Origin of the sequence: Cellulosimicrobium marinum, from assembly GCF_020551945.1 — a bacterium.
Classification (GTDB): domain Bacteria; phylum Actinomycetota; class Actinomycetes; order Actinomycetales; family Cellulomonadaceae; genus Cellulosimicrobium; species Cellulosimicrobium marinum.
Map to the genome: position 1 here is coordinate 460,862 of NZ_JAJBZH010000002.1, position 19,859 is coordinate 480,720.

21 protein-coding genes and 1 riboswitch are annotated in these 19,859 nt (G+C 75.3%); of the genes, 10 read left to right on the forward strand and 11 right to left on the reverse strand.

What is annotated here, in order from left to right; genetic code table 11:
• The first annotated feature begins 207 nt into the window (after positions 1-207).
• A complete protein-coding gene (locus LGQ04_RS05975) occupies positions 208-1,035 on the forward strand; it encodes a GAF and ANTAR domain-containing protein (protein ID WP_229242781.1) in 828 nt (275 codons plus the stop codon).
• On the opposite strand, the gene LGQ04_RS05980 is transcribed toward LGQ04_RS05975, so the two are convergent.
• The gene (locus tag LGQ04_RS05980) at positions 1,017-1,760 is read right to left on the reverse strand and encodes a PAS and ANTAR domain-containing protein (protein ID WP_229242782.1); all 744 of its coding nucleotides are present in this window, start codon (positions 1,758-1,760) and stop codon (positions 1,017-1,019) included. The genes LGQ04_RS05975 and LGQ04_RS05980 overlap by 19 nt on opposite strands.
• Positions 1,761-1,892: 132 nt before the next feature.
• Here LGQ04_RS05980 and LGQ04_RS05985 point away from each other — a divergent pair, with 132 nt between their 5' ends.
• The 4 genes from LGQ04_RS05985 (at position 1,893) to LGQ04_RS06000 (ending at position 3,942) form a co-directional block, all read left to right on the forward strand.
• Positions 1,893-2,408 (forward strand): DUF6328 family protein, encoded by a 516-nt coding sequence (locus tag LGQ04_RS05985; RefSeq protein WP_229242783.1) that lies wholly within the window; start codon positions 1,893-1,895, stop codon positions 2,406-2,408.
• 60 nt (positions 2,409-2,468) lie between these two features.
• Entirely contained in the window at positions 2,469-3,176 is a 708-nt protein-coding gene (locus LGQ04_RS05990; RefSeq protein WP_229242784.1) for a DUF1361 domain-containing protein, read from the forward strand.
• Positions 3,177-3,253: 77 nt separating this feature from the next.
• Positions 3,254-3,535, forward strand: a complete 282-nt coding sequence (locus LGQ04_RS05995) for a type II toxin-antitoxin system Phd/YefM family antitoxin (protein ID WP_229242785.1) — start codon at positions 3,254-3,256, stop codon at positions 3,533-3,535.
• A complete protein-coding gene (locus tag LGQ04_RS06000; RefSeq protein ID WP_229242786.1) occupies positions 3,532-3,942 on the forward strand; it encodes a type II toxin-antitoxin system VapC family toxin in 411 nt (136 codons plus the stop codon). Before LGQ04_RS05995 ends, LGQ04_RS06000 begins: the two co-directional genes overlap by 4 nt.
• A gap of 31 nt (positions 3,943-3,973) precedes the next feature.
• Here LGQ04_RS06000 and LGQ04_RS06005 read toward each other — a convergent pair whose 3' ends face one another.
• Positions 3,974-4,243, reverse strand: a complete 270-nt coding sequence (locus LGQ04_RS06005; RefSeq protein ID WP_229242787.1) for a DUF4235 domain-containing protein — start codon at positions 4,241-4,243, stop codon at positions 3,974-3,976.
• 92 nt (positions 4,244-4,335) lie between these two features.
• A riboswitch (TPP riboswitch) is annotated at positions 4,336-4,440 on the forward strand.
• Between the two features lie 70 nt (positions 4,441-4,510).
• Here LGQ04_RS06005 and LGQ04_RS06010 point away from each other — a divergent pair.
• The 4 genes from LGQ04_RS06010 to LGQ04_RS06025 all read left to right on the forward strand — a co-directional run bounded on the left by LGQ04_RS06010 (position 4,511) and on the right by LGQ04_RS06025 (position 9,138).
• Positions 4,511-5,581 (forward strand): thiamine ABC transporter substrate-binding protein, encoded by a 1,071-nt coding sequence (locus LGQ04_RS06010; RefSeq protein WP_229242788.1) that lies wholly within the window; start codon positions 4,511-4,513, stop codon positions 5,579-5,581.
• 334 nt (positions 5,582-5,915) lie between these two features.
• Positions 5,916-7,652, forward strand: coding sequence for an ABC transporter permease (locus tag LGQ04_RS06015; RefSeq protein ID WP_372469995.1), 1,737 nt, complete (start codon positions 5,916-5,918; stop codon positions 7,650-7,652).
• Positions 7,652-8,761 carry an ABC transporter ATP-binding protein gene (locus LGQ04_RS06020; protein WP_229242790.1) on the forward strand — a complete coding sequence of 370 codons (1,110 nt, stop codon included), beginning with the start codon at positions 7,652-7,654 and terminating at the stop codon, positions 8,759-8,761. Before LGQ04_RS06015 ends, LGQ04_RS06020 begins: the two co-directional genes overlap by 1 nt.
• A 56-nt stretch (positions 8,762-8,817) precedes the next feature.
• Positions 8,818-9,138, forward strand: a complete 321-nt coding sequence (locus tag LGQ04_RS06025; protein ID WP_229242791.1) for a DUF4235 domain-containing protein — start codon at positions 8,818-8,820, stop codon at positions 9,136-9,138.
• Between the two features lie 9 nt (positions 9,139-9,147).
• Here LGQ04_RS06025 and LGQ04_RS06030 read toward each other — a convergent pair whose 3' ends face one another.
• Complete coding sequence (locus tag LGQ04_RS06030) at positions 9,148-9,828, reverse strand: response regulator (protein WP_229242792.1); 681 nt, start codon at positions 9,826-9,828, stop codon at positions 9,148-9,150.
• Entirely contained in the window at positions 9,825-11,078 is a 1,254-nt protein-coding gene (locus LGQ04_RS06035) for a sensor histidine kinase (protein WP_229242793.1), read from the reverse strand. The genes LGQ04_RS06030 and LGQ04_RS06035 overlap by 4 nt, the downstream gene beginning before the upstream one ends.
• A gap of 201 nt (positions 11,079-11,279) precedes the next feature.
• On the opposite strand from LGQ04_RS06035, the gene LGQ04_RS06040 reads away from it, so the two are divergent.
• Positions 11,280-11,750 (forward strand): DUF6069 family protein, encoded by a 471-nt coding sequence (locus LGQ04_RS06040; RefSeq protein ID WP_229242794.1) that lies wholly within the window; start codon positions 11,280-11,282, stop codon positions 11,748-11,750.
• A 106-nt stretch (positions 11,751-11,856) separates the two neighbouring features.
• Here LGQ04_RS06040 and LGQ04_RS06045 read toward each other — a convergent pair whose 3' ends face one another.
• From LGQ04_RS06045 to pgi, 7 genes are all read right to left on the reverse strand, one after another.
• A complete protein-coding gene (locus LGQ04_RS06045; RefSeq protein ID WP_229242795.1) occupies positions 11,857-13,443 on the reverse strand; it encodes a fused response regulator/phosphatase in 1,587 nt (528 codons plus the stop codon).
• Positions 13,440-15,179, reverse strand: coding sequence for an ATP-binding protein (locus tag LGQ04_RS06050; RefSeq protein WP_229242796.1), 1,740 nt, complete (start codon positions 15,177-15,179; stop codon positions 13,440-13,442). The genes LGQ04_RS06045 and LGQ04_RS06050 overlap by 4 nt, the downstream gene beginning before the upstream one ends.
• Entirely contained in the window at positions 15,179-16,243 is a 1,065-nt protein-coding gene (locus tag LGQ04_RS06055; RefSeq protein WP_229242797.1) for an ATP-binding SpoIIE family protein phosphatase, read from the reverse strand. The genes LGQ04_RS06050 and LGQ04_RS06055 overlap by 1 nt, the downstream gene beginning before the upstream one ends.
• The gene (locus tag LGQ04_RS06060; protein ID WP_229242798.1) at positions 16,240-16,656 is read right to left on the reverse strand and encodes an anti-sigma regulatory factor; all 417 of its coding nucleotides are present in this window, start codon (positions 16,654-16,656) and stop codon (positions 16,240-16,242) included. The genes LGQ04_RS06055 and LGQ04_RS06060 overlap by 4 nt, the downstream gene beginning before the upstream one ends.
• Positions 16,653-17,057: an STAS domain-containing protein gene (locus LGQ04_RS06065; RefSeq protein WP_229242799.1), complete on the reverse strand. Its 405-nt coding sequence runs from the start codon at positions 17,055-17,057 to the stop codon at positions 16,653-16,655. The genes LGQ04_RS06060 and LGQ04_RS06065 overlap by 4 nt, the downstream gene beginning before the upstream one ends.
• On the reverse strand, positions 17,054-17,896 hold the full coding sequence (locus tag LGQ04_RS06070) for an STAS domain-containing protein (protein ID WP_229242800.1): 843 nt from the start codon (positions 17,894-17,896) through the stop codon (positions 17,054-17,056). The genes LGQ04_RS06065 and LGQ04_RS06070 overlap by 4 nt, the downstream gene beginning before the upstream one ends.
• 206 nt (positions 17,897-18,102) lie before the next feature.
• On the reverse strand, positions 18,103-19,830 hold the full coding sequence (gene pgi, locus LGQ04_RS06075; protein WP_229242801.1) for a glucose-6-phosphate isomerase: 1,728 nt from the start codon (positions 19,828-19,830) through the stop codon (positions 18,103-18,105).
• Positions 19,831-19,859: the final 29 nt, after the last annotated feature.

Consider the following 19,859-nt stretch of genomic DNA (forward strand, 5'->3'; position numbering starts at 1 on the left):
GGAGGACGGGTGCGTCGCACCCGTCGGGGAGCGGTCCCGTCGCGAGAGCGACGGGGCCCGTGCTCGGGACCAGCCGCCACGCCTTGTGCGGGCGAGACGGCCACCGCTCCCCGTCCCGTCCGGGCACGGCGCCCGGCCGGGACCTCCGCCGCCGGTGGCGCGGCCGACGTACCCTGGAGACCCGGTCGAGCACGGAGACGAGAGACCATGACCAGCACCCAGCCGCCTATCCCCCGCACGGGCCTTCCCGGTGTCACGGACCGCCCGGCGCCCGGCCGCTCCACGCCCGGCCCGGACACGGTCCTCGACGTGCTCGACGCGTCCGACGAGCTCGGGATCTCACGGCGCGTGGCGGACGCGGCACGGGCACTCGCGGACGAGCCCACGCTCCAGCAGACCCTCGACCGGGTCGTCGAGCTCGCCGTGTCGATGGTGGACGGCTGCGAGTCCGCGGGGATCTCGCTCGTGACGCGCCGCCGCATCGAGAGCCCGGCCGTGACGGACCCGGACGTCGCACGAGGCGACGAGCTGCAGTACGCGCTCGACGAGGGCCCCTGCCTGGACGCGATCCGGGAGACGTCCGTCGTGGAGTCGGGCGACGTCGAGACCGACGCGCGATGGCCGCGCTGGGCACCGCGGGTCGCGGACGAGCTGGGCGTGCGGTCGATGCTCTGCGTGCAGCTCTACACGTCCTCCGAGGCGCACGGCGCGCTCAACATGTACTCGACCCGGCGGGACGCGTTCGAGCTCGACGACCAGCACCTCGCGGCGACGTTCGCGGCCGTCGCCGCCGCCGCGATCTCCGCAGCCCGCACGGAGGAGCAGCTCCAGTCCGCGGTGCAGACGCGCACGCTCATCGGGCAGGCGCAGGGCATCCTCATGGAGCGGTTCTCCCTCACGCCCGGGCGGGCGTTCGCCGTCCTGAGCCGGGTGTCGCAGGACGCCAACATCAAGCTCGTCGAGATCGCCCGCGAGATCGTCGACACGCGCCGCGTCCCCGGCCTGGACGCCTCCCCTCAGCCCGAGCGCTCCTGACCCGTCTCGTCGACGCCGCAGAGGTCGGTGGCGTCGGCTGCGTCATTCAGGAGGGCGTCCACGCGGTGGCGCGCCGCGTCGACCACGTCGTCCCCGCCGCCGAGGCTGCCCACGAGGTGCCGGGCGATCTCCCGCACCGGCACGTTCGAGTCGTTCGACCGGCGCCGCAGCAGGGCGAACGCCTCGTCCGGACCCACCCCGAACGCCACCATGAGCACGCCCTTGGCCTGCTCGATCACCGAGCGCGACGCCTCCGCCGCGCGGATCGACGCCGTCGCCTCCTGCCGCGCAGCCTCGTGGTAGGAGTCGGTGACGTCGACGACGTACCCGGACACCTCGACCACCTGACCCGTGGACCGCGACCGGCGACCCTGCGCCGCGACCGCCAGCGTGCGAGCACGGCCGGCCGCATCCACGATGCGGTGGACCGACCCGAAGGGCTGACCGGTCCGCGCGGTCCGCACGAGGGAGTCGGAGACGCGGACGCGGTCGTCGGTCGAGCGGTGCGCGAGGAGGAGGAGGGACGTGGGCACGACGTCGCCGGGCCGGAACCCGTACAGGGCGTACACCTCGTCCGACCACCACCAGCGGTCGGTCGCCGGGTCGACGCGGAACCGGCCGACGCGAGGCGCGTCGCCGGCGCAGAGGGCGGCGAGCACGGTCGTGAGCGCGTCGGACGCGTCCCCGAGACGGTCCGGGGGGTCGGCGGGCAGGACGGCGTCCATCGATGGGGTCCCCAGGGGTCGGTGCAGGACGGAGCCGATTCCTGACCCCAACGGTGGAACACTAGCCCAGCGCGGCACGGACGGCAGAGCCGCGCCGGACGACGACGCACGGGCACGGACGGAGGCGGGACGATGACCGGGGAGACCGGGGTGGCGCACGGCAAGGACCGGGGCGACGGCGCGACGCAGGACCACGGCCGTGAGGAGACGCCGGAGGAACGGTCCGACCGGAACTGGGTCGAGCTGCTCCAGGAGCTGCGCGTCATGCAGACGGGCGTGCAGATCCTCACGGGCTTCCTGCTCACCCTGCCGTTCCAGGCGCGCTTCTCCGACCTCGACGCGTTCCAGGTCGCCGTCTACCTCGTGCTCGTCGGACTGTCGGTCCTCGCCACCGGGCTGTTCATCACCCCGGTGAGCATGCACCGCTCCCTGTTCCGCAAGCACGTCAAGCCCGACCTCGTGACCCTCTCGGACCGCGTGACCCGCGCCGGGATCGGCGTCCTCGCGCTGATCTTCACCGCCACCGTGCTGCTCGTCGTCGACGTCGTCGTCAGCCGCACCGCGGCGCTGTGCGCGAGCGGGGCCGTGCTCGTCGTCCTCCTCGGTCTCTGGTTCGCGCTGCCGCGGGTGGCCGTGCGCGACGCGTAGCGCCGCCCGCCCGGTCTCGCCGCAGCGCACGACGGCGCCCGCCCGCCTACGGTGGGGGCCGTGCTGCTCGACCTCCTCCTCCTGGGCGTCATCGGCCTCAACGTGTTCGCCCTCGCCCTGGTGCTGCTGCGCGCGCCCCTGTACCGCGTGCGCGTCTACCGGCCCATGCTGCTCAACCTCGCCCTGTCCGTTCTGCCGGTGCTCGTCCTCACCGCCGTCGTCGTGGTCGACGGGATCCTGCTCGCGGGCGGGGCTCCGCCGTGGGTCGTCGGCGTCGTGTCCGGGGCCGGGCTGCTCGCGTGGGTCGTGCTGCTCCCGAACGCGGGCTACCTCGTCACCGAGCTCAACCTCAACCACCGCCGCGAGGGCGAGGACGTGCCTCTCTGGTACGACATCGTGGCCGTCCTCACGCTCGCCATGTCGGGCGTGCTCAACACGGTCGTGAACGTCTTCCTCGCGCAGGCCCTGTACGCCGTGGCGCGCTACCCGCACGACGACGCCCCGTTCCGCCGGACCGGGTCGTGGCTCGTGGTCGCGGGCCTGCTCCTGCTCGTCGCGTTCGGGATCTACCTCGGCCGGTACGTCCGCTTCAACAGCTGGGACCTGCTGCACCCGCTCCGGTTCGCCCGGAGGCTCGCGACCCACTTCGGGGGGCGCGGCGTCGCCCGCGACGCGCTGCTGTTCTGCGTGCTGCACGCCACGTTCTTGGCGCTCATGTACGTGATCGTCGTCGGTCCGATCACGACGCTGCTCGTCGCGGGGGAGTGACGCCGGGCCCGCCCGTGCGGGCACGTGTGCGGGGTGAGCTGTAGAACGATGTTCTACGCCGGCCTACACTGGTGGGCATGCGCATCCCCGAGGAGCTGCCGACGGTCGGCGTGCGCGACCTCAACCAGCGGACGAGCGCCGTGCTGAGGATGGTCCGGGAGGGCACGCCGGTCGTAGTGACCGACCACGGTCACCCCGTGGCACGCATCGTGCCGATCACGTCGAGCCCGTACGAGCGGCTCGTCGCCGAGGGGGAGTACGTCCCCGCCACGGCCTCCGCGCTCGTCGCCCCACCCGCCGAGGCGCAGGGCCGGCCGACCGCGGACGTCCTCGCCGAGCTGCGCGGGGACCGCACGTGAAGGCGCTGTACGTCGACACGTCGGCCGCGCTCAAGCAGGTGCGCAGGGAGAGCGAGACCGACGCGTACCTGGACTACCTCGGCGAGCAGGTCGAGGGCGGGACCGTCCTGACGTCCTCGCTCCTGCTCGACGTCGAGCTCGCGCGGTTCGCCGTCCGCGAGGGACTGGACCACGCGGAGCGGGTCGCACCGGTCCTGGCGGCGTTCGCCCGGCGGCAGATCAGCCCGGCGGTCGTCCGCGGCGCCGCGGCGATCGAGGTCCACGTGCGCGGCCTCGACGCCATCCACCTGGCGACGGCCGCCCAGCTCGGGACGGACCTGGTCGCCGTCGTGACCTACGACCGGCAGATGCGCGCCGCCGCGCGCGCCCTCGGTCTCCCGGTCGTCGCCCCGGGCTCCGTCGGGTAGGAGCCGCACCCGCGCCCGACGGGTCGCCCGCTCAGTGCGACGTGAGGCGCCCGACGAAGCGCTTGGCCCCCCTGCCGGCGAACCGCCGGGCGAGGACCCCGACACCCGCGGCGACCGCCGCGAACGTCACGGCCGAGACGATGCCGACCTCCTCGTCGTCGAGGTCCTTCGGGGCGTCGTGGCCCGTCACCTTCGCCCAGACGACCGTGACGAGCTTCTGCGCCGCCCAGCCCGCGGCGAACGTCAGGGCGACCGTGCCGACCTTCAGGGCCAGGGTGGTCTTCTCCTCGGTGTCTGCCACGGGGTCTCCTTCGCTGCGTCGGTGTGCTCCGCACCACCGTAGTGCGGGTCCGGGCCCCACGCCGAGGCGGCGCACCGCCGGTGTAGGCTCGCCGTGAACGACAGGGGAGCTCCTGGAGGAGCTGAGAGTGCGGACCGCCGCAGACCCTCGAACCTGACCCGGTTAGCACCGGTGGAGGAAGTCGGGAATCTCGACCACCCGCACGCGCAGGCCCACGGGCCACGACCGCGCACGGGCGGACCCCTCCTGAACGTCCAGGGAGGACACGTGCAGCACAGCATCACCCGCCCCGCCGCCCTCGCGGCCGGGACCACCCTCGCGCTCCTCGCCGTCAGCGCCTGCTCGGGCGGCGACGACACCGGGGGCGACCCCGCGGCGTCGGACAGCACCGTCACCCTCGTCACGCACGACTCCTTCGCCGTGAGCGACGACGTGCTCGCCGCGTTCGAGGCCGAGAGCGGTCTCGAGGTCGAGCAGGTCGCGCCCGGCGACGGAGGCGCCCTCGTCAACCAGCTCGTCCTCACGAAGGGCTCGCCGCTCGGCGACGTCGTCTTCGGCATCGACAACACGTTCGCGTCGCGCGCGATCGCCGAAGGCGTCCTCGACCCGTACACGCCCGCCGGACTGTCCGAGTCCGCCGCGCAGTACGCCGTGGGCGACGGCGGCGAGCTCACCGCGATCGACGTCGGCGACGTGTGCGTCAACGTCGACCACGCCTGGTTCGAGGACGCGGGCGTGCCCGAGCCCGCCACCCTGGACGACCTCGCAGACCCGCAGTACCGGGACCTGCTCGTCGTGACCAACCCCGCGACGTCGTCCCCCGGCCTCGCGTTCCTCCTCGCCACCGTCGACGCGTTCGGCGAGGACGGCTGGGAGCAGTACTGGGCCGACCTGCGCGACAACGGCGTCAAGGTCGTCGACGGCTGGTCCGACGCCTACTCCGTCGACTTCTCCGGCGGCGAGGGCGCCGGCGACCGCCCCCTCGTCCTGTCGTACGCCACGTCGCCCGCCTTCACCGTGAGCGAGGACGGCACGTCGACCAGCACCGGCGCGCTCCTCGACACCTGCTTCCGCCAGGTCGAGTACGCGGGCGTCCTCGCCGGCGCCGACAACCCCGAGGGCGCGCGGCAGCTCGTCGACTTCCTCGTCTCGGAGGCGTTCCAGGCCGACGTGCCCGGCCAGATGTACATGTACCCCGCCGACGACACCGTCGAGCTGCCCGCCGAGTGGCAGCAGTTCGCCCCGCTCGCCGACGAGCCGTTCGACGTCGCGCCCGAGGACGTCGACGCGCACCGCGACGAGTGGATCCAGGCGTGGACGGCGACCGTCGTCGGCTGAGCCTGTTCGTGCGTGGTCGGGTTTCGCTGGCCGGGTCGGGTCAGGCGATGGGGGCGGCGTGCGGGTCGGGTCCGGCGGCGGGGGCGGCGTCGGGGCTCGGGCTGCCATCCGCGCCGCTCGTTCCTCGCGGCGCTCCCGCCAGACCCACCACGCCCTTCGCCTCCGACGCCGCCCCCACCACCTCCGCCGTCGGCTCACCGGGGTACGACCTCGGCCTACCTGGGTACTACTTCGGCGCCGAGGTAGTACCGCAGGCGCGCGAGGTAGTACCGGGGTTGCGCGAGGTAGTACCGCAGGCTCGCGAGGTGGTACCGGGGGCTTTCGAGGGAGGACCCTGGTGAGGGCGGTGGCCGGGCGGTGGGGCGGCATCGGGCGCGGGGTGGCGTGGGGGGTCGCGGCGGCGGTGCCGCTCGCGTTCCTCGGGGTGTTCTTCGCGTGGCCGGTCGTCGCGCTCGTCGCGCGGGGGTTCGTGGCCGACGGCGCGCTCGACCTCTCGGGGTTCGCGGAGGTCTTCTCGACGCCCCGCACGTGGCGGATCGTCGGGCTCACGCTGTGGCAGGCCACGCTCGGCACCGCGCTGTCGGTGCTGCTGGGCCTGCCCGGCGCGTACGTGCTCTACCGGTGCCGGTTCCCCGGGCGGCGCGTCGTGCGCGCGCTCGTCACCGTGCCGTTCGTGCTGCCCACCGTGGTCGTGGGCGTCGCGTTCCGCACGCTCCTGGTCGACGGCGGCCCGCTCGGCTTCCTGCGCCTCGACGGCACGTTCGCGGCGATCGTCGTCGCGCTCGTGTTCTTCAACTACTCCGTCGTCGTGCGCACCGTCGGCGGGCTGTGGGAGCACCTCGACCCGCGCGCCGAGCAGGCCGCGCGCGCCCTCGGCGCGACGCCGTGGCGCGCGTTCCGCACCGTGACCCTGCCGGCCCTGGCGCCCGCGATCGCGAGCGCCGCGTCGATCGTGTTCCTCTTCTGCGCGACGGCGTTCGGCGTCGTCCTCGTCCTCGGCGGCATCCGCTACGGGACGATCGAGACGGAGATCTGGATCCAGACGACCCAGTTCCTCGACCTGCGCACCGCCGCGGTCCTGTCGGTCGTGCAGCTCGTCGTCGTCGTCGCGGCGCTCACGGTCGCGAACCGCACCCGCGCCCGGCGTGAGCGCGCGCTGTCGCTCACGGCGGCGTCGAGCGCCGCGCACCCCGTGCGCCTGTGGCGGCGCGCACCCGTCGGCAGCGGTCGCCGGGGCAGGCCCGGCGCCGACCTCCTGCCCGTGGCGGTCACGGCGCTCGTGGTCGTCGTGCTCGTCGGGCTGCCGCTCGCGACGCTCGTCGTGCGGTCCCTGCGCGTGCCGGGCGGCGGCTGGGGGTTCGACAACTACGCGAACCTCGGCACGACGGGCGGCGCCAACGCCCTGTCGGTGACCGTGTGGGAGGCGGCAGGGAACTCGCTGCGCACCGCCGCGCTCGCCACCCTGATCGCGGTGGTCGTCGGCGGGCTCGTCGCGCTCGTCGTGTCACGCCGCCCCCGGGCCCGTGCCGGGCGCCGCGCGATCACGGCGCTCGACTCGCTCTTCATGCTCCCGCTCGGCGTCTCCGCGGTGACGGTGGGGTTCGGGTTCCTCGTCACGCTCGACCGCCCGCTCGGGCTCGACGTCGACCTGCGCACCTCGGGGCTGCTCGTGCCGATCGCGCAGGCGGTCGTCGCCGTGCCGCTCGTCGTGCGCACGGTGCTGCCGACGCTGCGCGCGATCGACCCGCGCCTGCGCGAGGCCGCCGCGACCCTCGGGGCCGGTCCCGGGCGGGTGTTCCGCAGCGTCGACGGGCCGATCGCGGCGCGCTCGCTCGGGCTCGCGGTCGGGTTCGCGTTCGCGGTGTCGCTCGGCGAGTTCGGTGCGACGTCGTTCCTCGCCCGCCCCGACACCGCGACCCTGCCCGTCGTGATCTTCCGCCTCGTGGGCCGCCCGGGCGCGGAGAACCAGGGCATGGCGCTCGCCGCGAGCGTCGTGCTGGCCCTGCTCACCGCAGCCGTCATGCTGCTCGCCGAGCGGTTGCGCGGCGACCGTCCCGGAGGAGAGTTCTGATGGTGCAGACCGGCGCCGGGCTCGAGGTGCGGGACGTCGTCGTGCGCTACGGGGGCGGCGGCCGCACCCGGCACGCGGACCCCGGCACGACGGCGGTCGCGGGCGTCTCGCTCGACGTCGCGCCCGCGGAGGTGCTGGCCCTGCTGGGGCCGAGCGGGTGCGGCAAGTCGAGCCTGCTGCGCGCCGTCGCGGGCCTCGAGCCCGTCGCGGCGGGGAGCGTGCGCTTCGCGGACGACGACCTCGCGGGCGTCCCGGTGCACCGGCGCGGCTTCGGGCTGATGTTCCAGGAGGGGCAGCTCTTCCCGCACCGCGACGTCGCGGGGAACGTCGCGTACGGCATCGCGGACCTGCCCCGTGCGGAGCGGGACGACCGCGTGCGCGAGCTGCTCGACGTCGTCGGGCTCGCCGGGTACGAGAAGCGCCCGGTGACGACCCTCAGCGGCGGGGAGCGCCAGCGTGTCGCGCTCGCGCGGTCCCTCGCGCCGCGACCGCGCCTGCTCCTCCTCGACGAGCCGTTGTCCGCGCTCGACCGGGGCCTGCGCGAACGCCTCGCCCTCGACCTGCGGGCCGCCCTGCGCTCGACCGGCACGACGGCCGTGTTCGTCACCCACGACCACGACGAGGCGTTCACCGTCGCCGACCGCGTCGCCGTCATGGACGCCGGCCGGCTCCTGCAGGTCGCGCCGCCCGAGGACCTGTGGCGCGCGCCCGCGTCGCGCCGGGTCGCGGAGTTCCTCGGCTACCAGGCGTTCGTCCCGCTCGACGTCGCGGGGCTCGCCCGTCACGGCCTGTCAGCACCCCACCGGTCCCGGGACCGACCCGACGCTGACAGGTCGGGGGGACTGCTCGCCGTCGGGCCGCGGGGCCTGCGCGTGACCCGCCGGGACGACGACCCGGGGCGGGCGTGGCGGGCGACCGTCGTCGGCTCGACGTTCCGTCGCGGCACGACCGAGGTGACGGTCGACGTCGCGCTCCCGGGCCGGGAGGGCACCGCCCGGCTCGTCGCGCTCGCCGACGACCCGCAGGCCGGGACCCCGCACGACCTCGACGTGGGGTCGGCGGTCACCGTCGTCGTCGACCCCGCGGGCTGCGCCGCCGTCCCGGCGTGATGCACGGGCGACCCTCTCGGCGCGCGACGAGCGGCGGTGCGGCCTAGCGTCGAGGGATGGGAGACGCATCGATCGGGGACGAGCTTCCCGAGAAGGACGGCGGCAAGGCCGCGAAGATCCTGTACCGCCCCGTGGGGATCGCGAGCTCGATCGTCGGCGGGCTCGTGGCCGGTCAGGTGTTCAAGCAGGTGTACAAGCGGGTCGGGCCCGGCGACCGCAAGGACGCGCCGACCCCGCTGCAGTCGGAGTACCCGCTCAAGGAGATCCTGCTCGCGGCGATGATCCAGGGGGCGATCTACGCCGTGGTGAAGGCCCTCATCGACCGGGGCGGGGCGCGGGCGTTCGAGAAGTGGACGGGGGAGTGGCCCGGCGACTGACGCGCGCCGTCAGCGCTGGTCGCCCGCGTCGTGCACGACGAGCGCGACCTGCGTCCGGTTCTCCACACCGAGCTTGAGCAGCACGTTCGACACGTGCGCCTTGACGGTGGGCACGCTGAGGTAGAGCCGCGCGCCGATCTCCGCGTTGCTCGCGCCGCGCCCGATCTCGTGCGCGACGTCGCGCTCCCGGTCGGTCAGCCGGGCCAGCGCGTCCCGGGCGCGCTCGCGGGCGCCGCCCGACCCGGCCGCGGAGGCCATGAGCCGCCGCACGATCTGCGGCGACAGGACGGGCTCGCCCGCGGCCGCGGCGCGCACGGCGGCGACGATGCGCTCGGGCGGCATGTCCTTGAGCAGGTAGCCGGCCGCGCCGGCGTGCAGGGCGCCGGTCACCTCGGAGTCCGTGTCGAACGTCGTGAGGACGACGACGGCGGGCCGGTCCGCGCGGGCCTGCACCCGGCGCGTCGCCTCGATGCCGTCGACCCCGGGCATCCGCAGGTCCATGAGCACGACGTCCGCCGGGTGCGCGTCGAGGACGGCGGCGACGTCGCCGCCGTCGGCCGCCTCCCCGACGACCTCGACGCCGTGCGCGCCGTCGAGCAGCAGGCGCAGGCCGGACCGGACGAGGGCGTCGTCGTCGACGACGACGAGCCGGACGGGCCGTTCGGCCGGCTCGCGCGCGGGCTGGCTCATGCGTCCCACGGTAGCCGGACGTCGAGGAGGAACCCGGGGCCGTCGTCGCGCGGCCCGGCGTCGAGGCGCCCCCCGAGGAGCGCGACACGCTCGCGCAGCCCGACGAGCCCGGTCCCCGTCCCGGCGCCCGTCCCAGTGCTTGTCCTGAGGCCCGGACCGGCCGGCCCGGCGGGGACGAGGCGCGGCCCGCCGTCGGCCACGACCACCCGGACCTCGCCCGCCCGCGCGGCGACCCGCACGGTCACCGGCGAGCCGGGCGCGTGCCGCCGCGCGTTCGTCAGCCCTTCCTGCACCGCCCGGTAGGCGGCGACCGCGACCGTGGGCGGGGGGACGGCGTCCCCCTCCCGCTCGTAGGTCACCTCGCCCGCGGCGCGCGCCTCGACCACGAGCCGCGGGACGTCGCCGAGACCCGGCCGGGTCGGGGGCACGTCCGGGTGCTGCGGGTCGTCGGGCAGGTCGCGCAGCACGCGCACGACGTCGCGCAGGTCGTCGAGCGCCGCGCTCACCCCCGCGCGCACCAGGGCCGCGGCGGACGCGAGCCGTTCTGGCGGCGCGTCGGGGCGGTACTCCAGGGCGCCCGCCGTGGACGCGAGGAGCGACAGGCGGTGGGCGAGCGTGTCGTGCATCTCGCGCGCGATGCGGGCGCGCTCGGCGAGCCGCGCCTCGGCGACGCGGCGCTCCTGCTCGACCTCCGCGCGTCGGGCCCGCTCGCGCAGCGACCGCAGCAGCTCGGCGCGCGCCTGCCCGTACGCACCCCACCCGAGGAGGGCGGCGTGGACCGCGAGGTCGCACAGCAGCCACCAGCCGAGCGGCATGGACACGGGGCGCCACAGCGCCTGGACGGCGTGGCCCGCGAAGCCCGCCGCGGCGACGGGCAGCGCGGTCCGCACCGGGAACCAGCGTGCGACGTGGAGCGTCGCGACCGTCGACGCGGGCGTCGCCGCGCCGGACACCGCGGCGAGCGCGGCGAGCGCGAGCGCCACCGCGACGGGTCGGCGGGACCACAGGAACGGCAGGAGCGCGAGCACCGCGACGGCGACCGCGACGTCGAGCGCGGGGCCGAGCGCCGTGACGTCCGCCCCGGCGAGGACGGGCACCAGCGACAGGAGCGTGAGGACGGCGACCGCGGCCCACGCGGCCGCGAACCACGACCACGGCAGGATCCGGGCCGTCGGGTCGCGCCGGTGGGCGGCCGTCGCGAGGACGGGCGGCCCGGCGAGGGGCGGGCAGTCGTGGACGGAGGTGCTCATGACGTCGACGGTAGGCAGCGTCGCGCCCGCCCGACACCGACCGAGGTCGGGGGTCGACGTCCGACGGTCGGGGCGGGGACCGCCCTCGGCAGGGGCGGCGACCGACATCGGACGGGCGCGGCTGGTGACCGAGCGTCGGCAGCGTGAGGGGGTCGGCACGAGGCCGGCCACGGCCCCGGCCGTGCGACGCAGGAGGTTCCCATGTCCTCGCAGCACCCCACCACCCGTCCCGCCCCCGCGGCGTCGGACCGGACCGGACCGGCTCAGGACCCGTCCGGCCGGGTCACCGCCGCCCGACGCCGCGTGCCCCCCTGGGCCGTCCCGCTCGCCGCCGCGCTCGTCGGCGCCGCCGTGTGGCTCGTCGGCACGGCCGCCGGGGTGGACGTCGCCGCCCGGTCCGGGTCGGCCGTGCAGGACGTCGGGCTCGTGTCCGTCGTCGTGGCCGCCCTCGTCGTCGGGTTCGCCGGCTGGGGCGTTCGCGCCCTCCTCGGGCGGGTCCGCCGGGCCGCCCCCGGCCGGGGCGAGCGCGCCTGGCTCGTCACGTGCGCCGTCGTGCTCGTCGTGTCCCTGCTCGGCCCGCTGGGCGGTGTCGGCGCGGGCGCGGTCGTCGTGCTCCTCGCCGAGCACGTCGCCGTCGGCGCCGTCGTCATGCTCGGCCTGCGGCGCGCGTGACGCCGCCCGGTCGGTCGGTCGGGCTCAGGTCACCTGGTCTCGCCGAACCCCGGGTTGTTCGGCACGGAAGCCGCTCCGTGCCGAACAACCCGGGGTTCGGCGGCGGTCAGACCGGGCGGCGGCGGGCCACGACGACGGCGACGTCGTCCTCGCGGCCGGGGTCGTCGAACGCCGCGACGAGCAGGTCGCACGTCGCGGCCGGGTCGCCGCCCGCACCCGTGGCGGCAACCTGCGCCAACCGGTCGACCGCGTGGCGCAGCGAACCGTCCCGGCGCTCGACGAGACCGTCGGTCACCATGACGAGGAGGTCGCCGGGGGCGAGGACGTCGCGGTGGGCCGGCCGGTCGTCGGGGCTCGGCACGCCCAGGAGGCGCGAGCCCACCTTCGCCGGGACGACCGTCCCGTCGGTGCGCACGATCAGCGCGGGCAGGTGCCCGGCGTCCGTCACCTCCAGCGCACCGGTCGCCGGGTCGACCACGCACACGCACACCGTGGCGAACTCGGTGTGGTCCGCGCGCAGGGTGTCGTTGAGCAGGTCGAGCGCGCGGGCCGCCCCGTGCCCCTCGCGCAGGTAGGCGCGCAGGGTCAGGCGCACCTCCGCCATGACGGTCGCGGCGCGCAGCGAGTGCCCCTGCACGTCGCCGATCACGACGGCGACACGACCGTCGGGCAGGTCGAACGCGTCGTAGAAGTCGCCCCCGACGTCGAGGCGCGCGTCCGACGCCTCGTACCGGGCCGTGACGTCGAGCGCGCCCTGCACGGCCAGGCTCGACGGGAGGAACGTGCGCTGCAGCGCGAGCGTGGTGCGGTGCTCCTCGGCGAAGGTCCGCAGGTTCGACATCGCGGTCGTCGCGGCGTCGGCGAACTTCCCCGCGACGTCGCGCTCCTCGTCGGTCGGCCCCGCCTGCACGTCGTCCAGCCGGATCCCGAGCCCGCCCACGAGGGCACCGCCCCCGTCGACCAGCCAGATCGTCCACCACGCGCCCGAGGGCACCCCGGCCTGGGCGAGCAGGGGCCGCCACGGTGCGGGGACGGCGTCGGACCCGAACACGGACGTCGTGAGGCCGGCCGGGGGGAGCACGGGGACCGTGCCGCGCCCGCGCGCGAGCGGCGCGTCGGGGGTCCGGCACACGGAGCGCAGCACCACTCCCGCGTCCGCCACGATCATCGCGACGACGGGACGCCCGAGGACGGTGCACGCGCCGCGCGCCGCATGGTCCACGACGTCCTCGGCCGAGCGGGCCTCGTGCATGGGGACGAGGGCCTCCGCGAGCGCCTCCAGGCGTGCGGCGACCCGGCCCGCGTCCCGCTGGGCGGCGCGGCCCCGGCACAGCGCGCCGACGGTCGCCACGAACTCGTCGCGGTCGAGCGGTTCGGCGAGGTAGGCGTCGGCGCCACCCTCCAGGCCGGCCGTCCGGGCGGCGGCGTCGACGTCCGTCGCGGACACGTGCAGCACGGGCACGTGGGTGGTCCGCGGGTCGTCCTTCAGCCGACGGCACACCTCCCGCCCGGACACGTCGGGAAGGTTGACGTCGAGCACGACGGCGTCCGTGCCGGGCGTCGCGAGCCGCAGGGCGTCGGCCCCCGTGGCCGCCTCGACCACGGCGAACCCGGCGCGCCGCAGCCAGCTCGCCATGACGTACCGGTGCGCCTGCGTGTCGTCGACGACGAGGACGGTGCGCTCGGTGCTCATGTGGCCCCCGCCGCACGGCGCAGCGTCGCCACCAGCGACGCACGGTCCACCGCGGCCTTCCCGAGGAACGGGACAGGTCCGAGGGAGGCGGGGACGTCCGGGGCGGGGACGCTCGACATGAGGACCGCCGGGATGCCCGGGTGCCGGTCCCGGATGCGGCCGAGCAGGGTCACCCCGTCCATGGCGGGCATCCGCACGTCCAGCAGCACGACGTCCGCGGGCCCGTCCTTGAGCAGCGCGAGGGCGTGGTCGGCGTCGTGCGCGACGCTGACGCGCGCGGCGTCGTCCCGGAGCATCGCGACGAGCACGGTCGCGTAGGCGCGGTCGTCGTCCACGACGAGCACGTGACCCACCGACCGCTCGCGCGCAGCGGGGTCGTCCGCCGGGACCGCGCCGGGAGCCGCAGCGGCCGAGGGGGTCGGAAGGTCCGGCAGCCGGAGCGTGAAGACGCTGCCCTCGCCCGGGTCCGACGTCGCGACGAGCGTGCCGCCCAGCGCCTGCGACGTGCTGCGCGCGTACGGCAGACCGAGGCCCGTGCCGCGCACGGTCGGCTGCAGCCGGTTCGGGACCTGCACGAACTCCTCGAAGACGGCGTCCAGCTGGTCCGCGGGGATGCCGAGGCCGGTGTCGGTCACCGTGAACCGGACGCAGCCCGCGTCGGGGGCGACCTCGAGCCGCACGGTGCCGGCGTCCGTGAACTTCACCGCGTTGGTGAGGAGGTTGCGCAGGATGCGGGCCAGGAGGCGGCGGTCCGTGACGAGCGCGAGGCCAGGCACCGCGTCGACCTCCAGCGCGACGCCGTCGCGCAGCAGCGGCGTGGTCGTGCCGCGCAGCTCGTCGAGGAGCGGGTCGAGCTCGACGCGTGCGGCCTCCACGTCCTCGTGCCCGGCCTCGGCGCGCGCCAGGTCGAGCAGCTCGTCGACGAGCGTGAGCAGGGTCGCCGCGCTCTCGCGCACGAACGTCACCTGCTGCGCCTGGTCGTCGTCGAGGGGCGAGTCGCCCAGGAGGGACGTGAGCCCGAGGATCGAGTTCACGGGCGAGCGGAGCTCGTGGCTCACGTTGCGCAGGAACCGGGACTTCGACTCGTTCGCCGCGGCGAGCGCGCGACCGCGCTCGTCGAGCTCGGCGTAGAGCGCCACGACCCCGGTGTTCGTCTCCTCGAGCTCCGCCGAGAGCTGGTCGTACATCGCGAGCACGCCGCGGTTCGTCTCCTCCAGCTCGTCGTTGAACCGGCGCAGCTCCTCGCGCTGGTGCGTGAGCTCGTCGAGGGTGCGCAGCAGGTCCGCGTTCTGCACGCGGAGCTCCTCCAGCGCGTCCGCGGCGTGCACGGCACCGACCGACCGCCGCACCGTCTCCAAGGTCTCTGCGTCGATCCGCGCGGTCGCGGCGAGCCGCTTCGTCAGCACGACGCGCGACCCGGCCGGGTCGATCTCCAGGTCGTCGACGAGACGCCGGGCGGCGGGCACGCCGCCGTCGCTCGGGTCGCCCTCGGTCGGCAGCGGGGCGCTCGCGACCATCTCGGCGTGCAGCTCCGCGTGCGCGACGACCGGCACGACGGTGATGACGACGTCGACCGGTCCCGTCGCGACGGCGGCGCGCCCCACCTCGGAGAGCGCGGTCGCGACCCGCACCTGGTCCTGCGTGTCGAGGCCGAGGTGGCGGCCGATCTCCCGCCCGGCCCGGCGCAGCGCGAGCACGTCGGTGTCGGTGCGGAGCTGTGTCGCGAGCAGCGGCATCACCCCACCTCCTCGGCGCGCGGTGCCCGCAGGACGGCCACGCACGAGTCGTCCCGCCGCACGCCCTGGTCGCGCAGCAGCACGCCGGACACGACCAGCGGGGAGCGCCGGGCGAGGCCCGGGTAGTCGGCGAGCGACCACCGGTCCGTGAGCCCGTCGCTGTGCATGACGACGACGTCGCCCGGCTCGACCGCGTACGTCGTCCCCCGCAGGGACCGCCCGTGCGACCCCGCGATCCCGGGATGGCTCACGAGGCCACGCGCCCGCGTCCCGGTCACCGAGCCGGAGATGTTCCCCAGACCCGCGTACTCCAGCACGTCCCCGACGACCCGGGCCACGGCGACGGCAGCGCCGCGCGTGCCGCCGAGCGCCGCGTGCACCCGCTGGAGCACCGCGACGGGCGGGCCGGCCGGCGCGTCGAGGAACGCCCGGACGGCAGCGTCCGACGCGACCGCGGCCAGCGGGCCGTGCCCCAGCCCGTCCGCGACGAGCAGGCTCGGGCCGTGCTCGTCGTGCCGGACGGCGAACGCGTCCCCGCACACGCCCTGGCCCGTCATCGGGCGCGTCACGCCCGTCGCGTCGTCGAGGTGCACGGGCGTGCGCGGCGGCGCGAACGCCGCGGCGACGACGGTCCCGCGGCCCGGCGCGGTCCACGCGTCCCACCCCGACGACAGCCGGGAGACCGTCCCCAGGCCGATCCCGAGCGTCCCGCGGCTCGACACGCCGTCGCGCATCGCCGCCTCGATGTCGCGCATCCCCGGGCCGGAGTCCACCGCGAGCACGTCGAGCACCGCGTCCGCGCCGGTGCGCCGCACGCGCACCAGCACGCTGCCGGATCCGGCGTGCCGCAGCTGGTTCGTCGCCAGCTCGGACACGACGAGCCCGACCTCCGCCGCCCGGTCGGTGCCGAACCCGAGCCGTGCGGCGACGGCGCTCGCCCCCCGACGGGCCCCGCCGACCGCGGACTCGTGGTCGATCGTGTGCCACGTGCCGTCCTCGACGACCGAGCGCCGTCCCGGCGCGGCGTCGCCGCGGTCCACCGGGGCGCTCGCGGGCACGATCATCGGGACCAGGTGGCGATCTCCACGCGGGTGCCCTGACCCGGCGCGGTGTCGATCGTGAAGTGCTGGACGAGGCGGCGCGACCCGGACAGCCCGAGCCCGAGGCCCCCGCCGCTCGTCCACCCGTCCGTGAGGGCGAGGTCGAGGTCCGCGATCCCGGGGCCCTCGTCGACGAAGACCGCGCGGACGCCCGTGCGGGTCGCGTCGGCGACCACCTCGACGTGCGCCTCGCCCCCGCCCCCGTAGACGAGCGTGTTGCGGGCGAGCTCGCTCGCGGCAGTCACGAGCTTCGTCTGGTCGACGAGCGACAGGCGCGCCTGCTGCGCGAGCGACCGGACGAGCTGACGGACCTTGACGACGTCCGAGTCCGTGCGCACGGGCAGCCGCTGCTGCTCGGTGGTGGTGGTGGTCGTCATCTCTCCTCGCGCTCGGCGGCGGAGAGCAGGATCTCCTCGGCGGACCGCTCGTCGGGCACGAGGAGCGCGAGGCCGCGCTCGACATCCAGCGCGGTGCGGACGTCCCCGAGGGACAGGCCCAGCTCGACCATGGTGATGGCGACCGCGGGCCGCATGCCCACGACGACCGTCGTCGCGTCGAGCACGGCGGAGATCGCCGCGACCGACGCGAGCATGCGGCCGATGAAGCTGTCGACGATCTCCAGGCCGGAGATGTCGATGATGACGCCGCGCGCTCCGGTGGACGTGATGCGCTCCGCGAGGTCCTCCTGCAGCCGCAGGGCCGTGTCGTCCTGCAGGTCGACCTGGATGGTCACGAGCAGCGTGGAGCCGATCTTGAGGATCGGGACGCCGTCGTTCATGCGGGCAGCCCGGGAGCTGCGGCGCCGCGGCTGCGCAGCGCGGCGACGAGGGCGTCGGCGAGGCTCGCCTTGGTGCGGATGTCCCCGAACTCGATCCCGAGCGCGACGATGGTCTGCGCGATCTGCGGGCGGATGCCGCTGATCGTGCACTCGGCGCCCATGAGCCGCGCCGCGACGACCGTCTTGAGGAGGTGCTGCGCGACCTGCGTGTCGACGGCGGGCACGCCGGTGATGTCGATGATTGCGTGCTCGCTGCCCGTGTCCACGAGCGTGTTGAGCAGCTTCTCCATGACGACCTGCGTGCGTGCCGAGTCGAGCGTCCCGACGAGCGGCACCGCGACGACCCCGTCCCAGAGCTTGACGACCGGCGTCGACAGCTCGAGGAGCTGCTCCGCCTGCTCGACGATGATCGCCTCGCGCGCGGCGGCGAACGACTCGAAGGTGAAGAGGCCGAGGTGGTCGACCAGGCGCAGCAGGGTCGTCGTGTCCACCTCGACGCCGTCGTCCGACGTCAGCCGGTACAGGCCCTCCTTGAGCGCGAAGACGCCGGTCGCGGTCTCGCGCGGGGAGAAGCCGAGGCGCGCACGCGCGGCGGAGACGTCGGCGAGGATGCCGCGGAGCTGGTCGAACGCCGGGTCCGCGAGGACCGTGCCGCCTGCCCGGAGGCCGTCGACGAGCGCGTCGAGGATGTCCGTCTGCTCGCGCTCGAGCTCGCCGCGCGACGTGCGGCCGTGCAGCTCGGCGGAGGCCGCCTCGAGCCACGCGGCGCGGACCTTGTCGGCGTGGTCGACCAGCGTGCGGGCGAGCGTGTCGGGGCTGGCGGAGGCGACAGGGGGCATCGCGAGGGTCCTTCCACATGGGGGTGGCGCGCCACGGGCGGCCGCGTCGGCGCAAGTGTACGCACGGTGGCCGGGTTCGCAGCCCGGGGCGAAGGACTCCTGACGAAAGGGCGATCGGGCCGACCGGGCGGGCCCGGCGACGCTGCTGGTCACCGCGCCGTCGGGCCCGGGCCGGGGTCCGGGGGCCCGCGCCCGGGAGACCCGGGTCACCCTCGCAGGTCGAGGTACCTCTCGATGAGCGCGGCGGTCGACGGGTCCTGGGCGTCGAGCGCGGCGGCGTCGCCGGTCAGCGCCGGTGCGATCTCGAGCGCGAGCTTCTTGCCGAGCTCGACGCCCCACTGGTCGAAGCTGTCGATGCCCCACACGACGCCCTGCACGAAGGTGATGTGCTCGTAGAGCGCGACGAGCTGCCCGAGGACCGACGGCGTGAGCGCGGGGGCGAGGATCGATGTCGTCGGGCGGTTGCCGGGGAACGTGCGTGCGCTGACGAGCGACTCGTCCGTGCCCTCGGCGCGCACCTCGTCCGCGGTCTTCCCGAACGCGAGCGCCTTCGTCTGGGCGAAGAAGTTGGCGAGGAACAGGGCGTGCACGTCCGCGCCCGGCTCGACGGCGCCGCCGTCGCCCACGCGGTCCGTGAGCGGGTGCGCGGGGTTCGCGACGGCGATGAAGTCGGCGGGGATGAGGCGCGTGCCCTGGTGGATGAGCTGGTAGAACGCGTGCTGGCCGTTCGTGCCCGGCTCGCCCCAGAAGACCTCGCCCGTCTGCGTGGTGACGGGCGAGCCGTCCCAGCGCACGCGCTTGCCGTTGGACTCCATGGTGAGCTGCTGCAGGTACGCCGGGAACCGGTGGAGGTACTGCGCGTAGGGGAGCACGGCGTGCGTGTGCGCGTCGAGGAAGTTGACGTACCAGACGTTGAGCAGGCCCATGAGGACGGGCACGTTGCGTTCGAACGGCGCGGTGCGCACGTGCTCGTCCATCGCGTGGAAACCGGCGAGGAGCTCGGCGAAGCGGTCCGGGCCGAACGCGATCGCGAGCGACGTGCCGATCGCGGAGTCCACCGAGTACCGGCCGCCGACCCAGTCCCAGAACCCGAACGCGTTCTCCGGGTCGATGCCGAACGCCGCGACCTTGTCGAGCGCCGTGGACACGGCGACGAAGTGCTGCGCGACGGCGGACTGCCGCGCCTCGTCCGTGTCCTCCAGCGCGCCGAGGGCGGACAGCCCGGTCCACAGCCAGTCGCGCGCGAGCCGCGCGTTCGTCAGCGTCTCCAGCGTGCCGAACGTCTTCGACGCGACGATGAACAGGGTCGTGCGGGGGTCGAGGCCCGCCGTGGTCTCCGCCAGGTCCGTGGGGTCGATGTTCGAGACGAACCGGACCTCGATGTCCTCGTGCTTGTACGGCAGCAGCGCCTCGTACGCCATGACCGGGCCGAGGTCGGACCCGCCGATGCCGATGTTCACGACGGTGCGCACGCGCTCGCCCGTGACACCCGTCCACTCGCCCGAGCGCACCCGGTCCGCGAACGCGTAGACGCGGTGCAGGACGTCGTGCACGTCGGCGTCGACGTCCTGCCCGTCGACGACGAGGTGGGCGTCGTCGCCGAGCGGGGCCGGGCGGCGCAGCGCGGTATGCAGGACCGCGCGGTCCTCCGTGACGTTGATGTGCTCGCCGCGGAACATGGCGTCCAGGCGCCCGGCGAGCCCGACCTCGTCGGCGAGCCGCACGAGCAGGGCCAGCGTCTCGTCGGTGACGAGGTTCTTCGACAGGTCGACCGTGAGGTCCGCCGCCGCGTGCGTCAGCCGGTCGGCACGCTCGGGGTCGGCGGCGAACCACGCCCGCAGGTCCGGGTCCAGCGCGTCGCGGTGGGCGCTCAGCGCGTCCCAGGACGCGGTGGTGGTGGCGTCGACGGGCGGGGGCACGGGCGTGGAGGTCATGGCCTCCAACCTACTGACCGACGTCGCGG

Excerpts from the sequence above, each read along its gene's own strand:
- LGQ04_RS05975 (WP_229242781.1), top strand. The coding sequence starts at position 208 with ATGACCAGCACCCAGCCGCCTATCCCCCGCACGGGCCTTCCCGGTGTC.
- LGQ04_RS05980 (WP_229242782.1), bottom strand. The coding sequence starts at position 1,760 with ATGGACGCCGTCCTGCCCGCCGACCCCCCGGACCGTCTCGGGGACGCG.
- LGQ04_RS05985 (WP_229242783.1), top strand. The coding sequence starts at position 1,893 with ATGACCGGGGAGACCGGGGTGGCGCACGGCAAGGACCGGGGCGACGGC.
- LGQ04_RS05995 (WP_229242785.1), top strand. The coding sequence starts at position 3,254 with ATGCGCATCCCCGAGGAGCTGCCGACGGTCGGCGTGCGCGACCTCAAC.
- LGQ04_RS06020 (WP_229242790.1), top strand. The coding sequence starts at position 7,652 with ATGGTGCAGACCGGCGCCGGGCTCGAGGTGCGGGACGTCGTCGTGCGC.
- LGQ04_RS06025 (WP_229242791.1), top strand. The coding sequence starts at position 8,818 with ATGGGAGACGCATCGATCGGGGACGAGCTTCCCGAGAAGGACGGCGGC.
- LGQ04_RS06030 (WP_229242792.1), bottom strand. The coding sequence starts at position 9,828 with ATGAGCCAGCCCGCGCGCGAGCCGGCCGAACGGCCCGTCCGGCTCGTC.
- LGQ04_RS06035 (WP_229242793.1), bottom strand. The coding sequence starts at position 11,078 with ATGAGCACCTCCGTCCACGACTGCCCGCCCCTCGCCGGGCCGCCCGTC.
- LGQ04_RS06040 (WP_229242794.1), top strand. The coding sequence starts at position 11,280 with ATGTCCTCGCAGCACCCCACCACCCGTCCCGCCCCCGCGGCGTCGGAC.
- LGQ04_RS06045 (WP_229242795.1), bottom strand. The coding sequence starts at position 13,443 with ATGAGCACCGAGCGCACCGTCCTCGTCGTCGACGACACGCAGGCGCAC.
- LGQ04_RS06050 (WP_229242796.1), bottom strand. The coding sequence starts at position 15,179 with ATGCCGCTGCTCGCGACACAGCTCCGCACCGACACCGACGTGCTCGCG.
- LGQ04_RS06055 (WP_229242797.1), bottom strand. The coding sequence starts at position 16,243 with ATGATCGTGCCCGCGAGCGCCCCGGTGGACCGCGGCGACGCCGCGCCG.
- LGQ04_RS06060 (WP_229242798.1), bottom strand. The coding sequence starts at position 16,656 with ATGACGACCACCACCACCACCGAGCAGCAGCGGCTGCCCGTGCGCACG.
- LGQ04_RS06065 (WP_229242799.1), bottom strand. The coding sequence starts at position 17,057 with ATGAACGACGGCGTCCCGATCCTCAAGATCGGCTCCACGCTGCTCGTG.
- LGQ04_RS06070 (WP_229242800.1), bottom strand. The coding sequence starts at position 17,896 with ATGCCCCCTGTCGCCTCCGCCAGCCCCGACACGCTCGCCCGCACGCTG.
- pgi (WP_229242801.1), bottom strand. The coding sequence starts at position 19,830 with ATGACCTCCACGCCCGTGCCCCCGCCCGTCGACGCCACCACCACCGCG.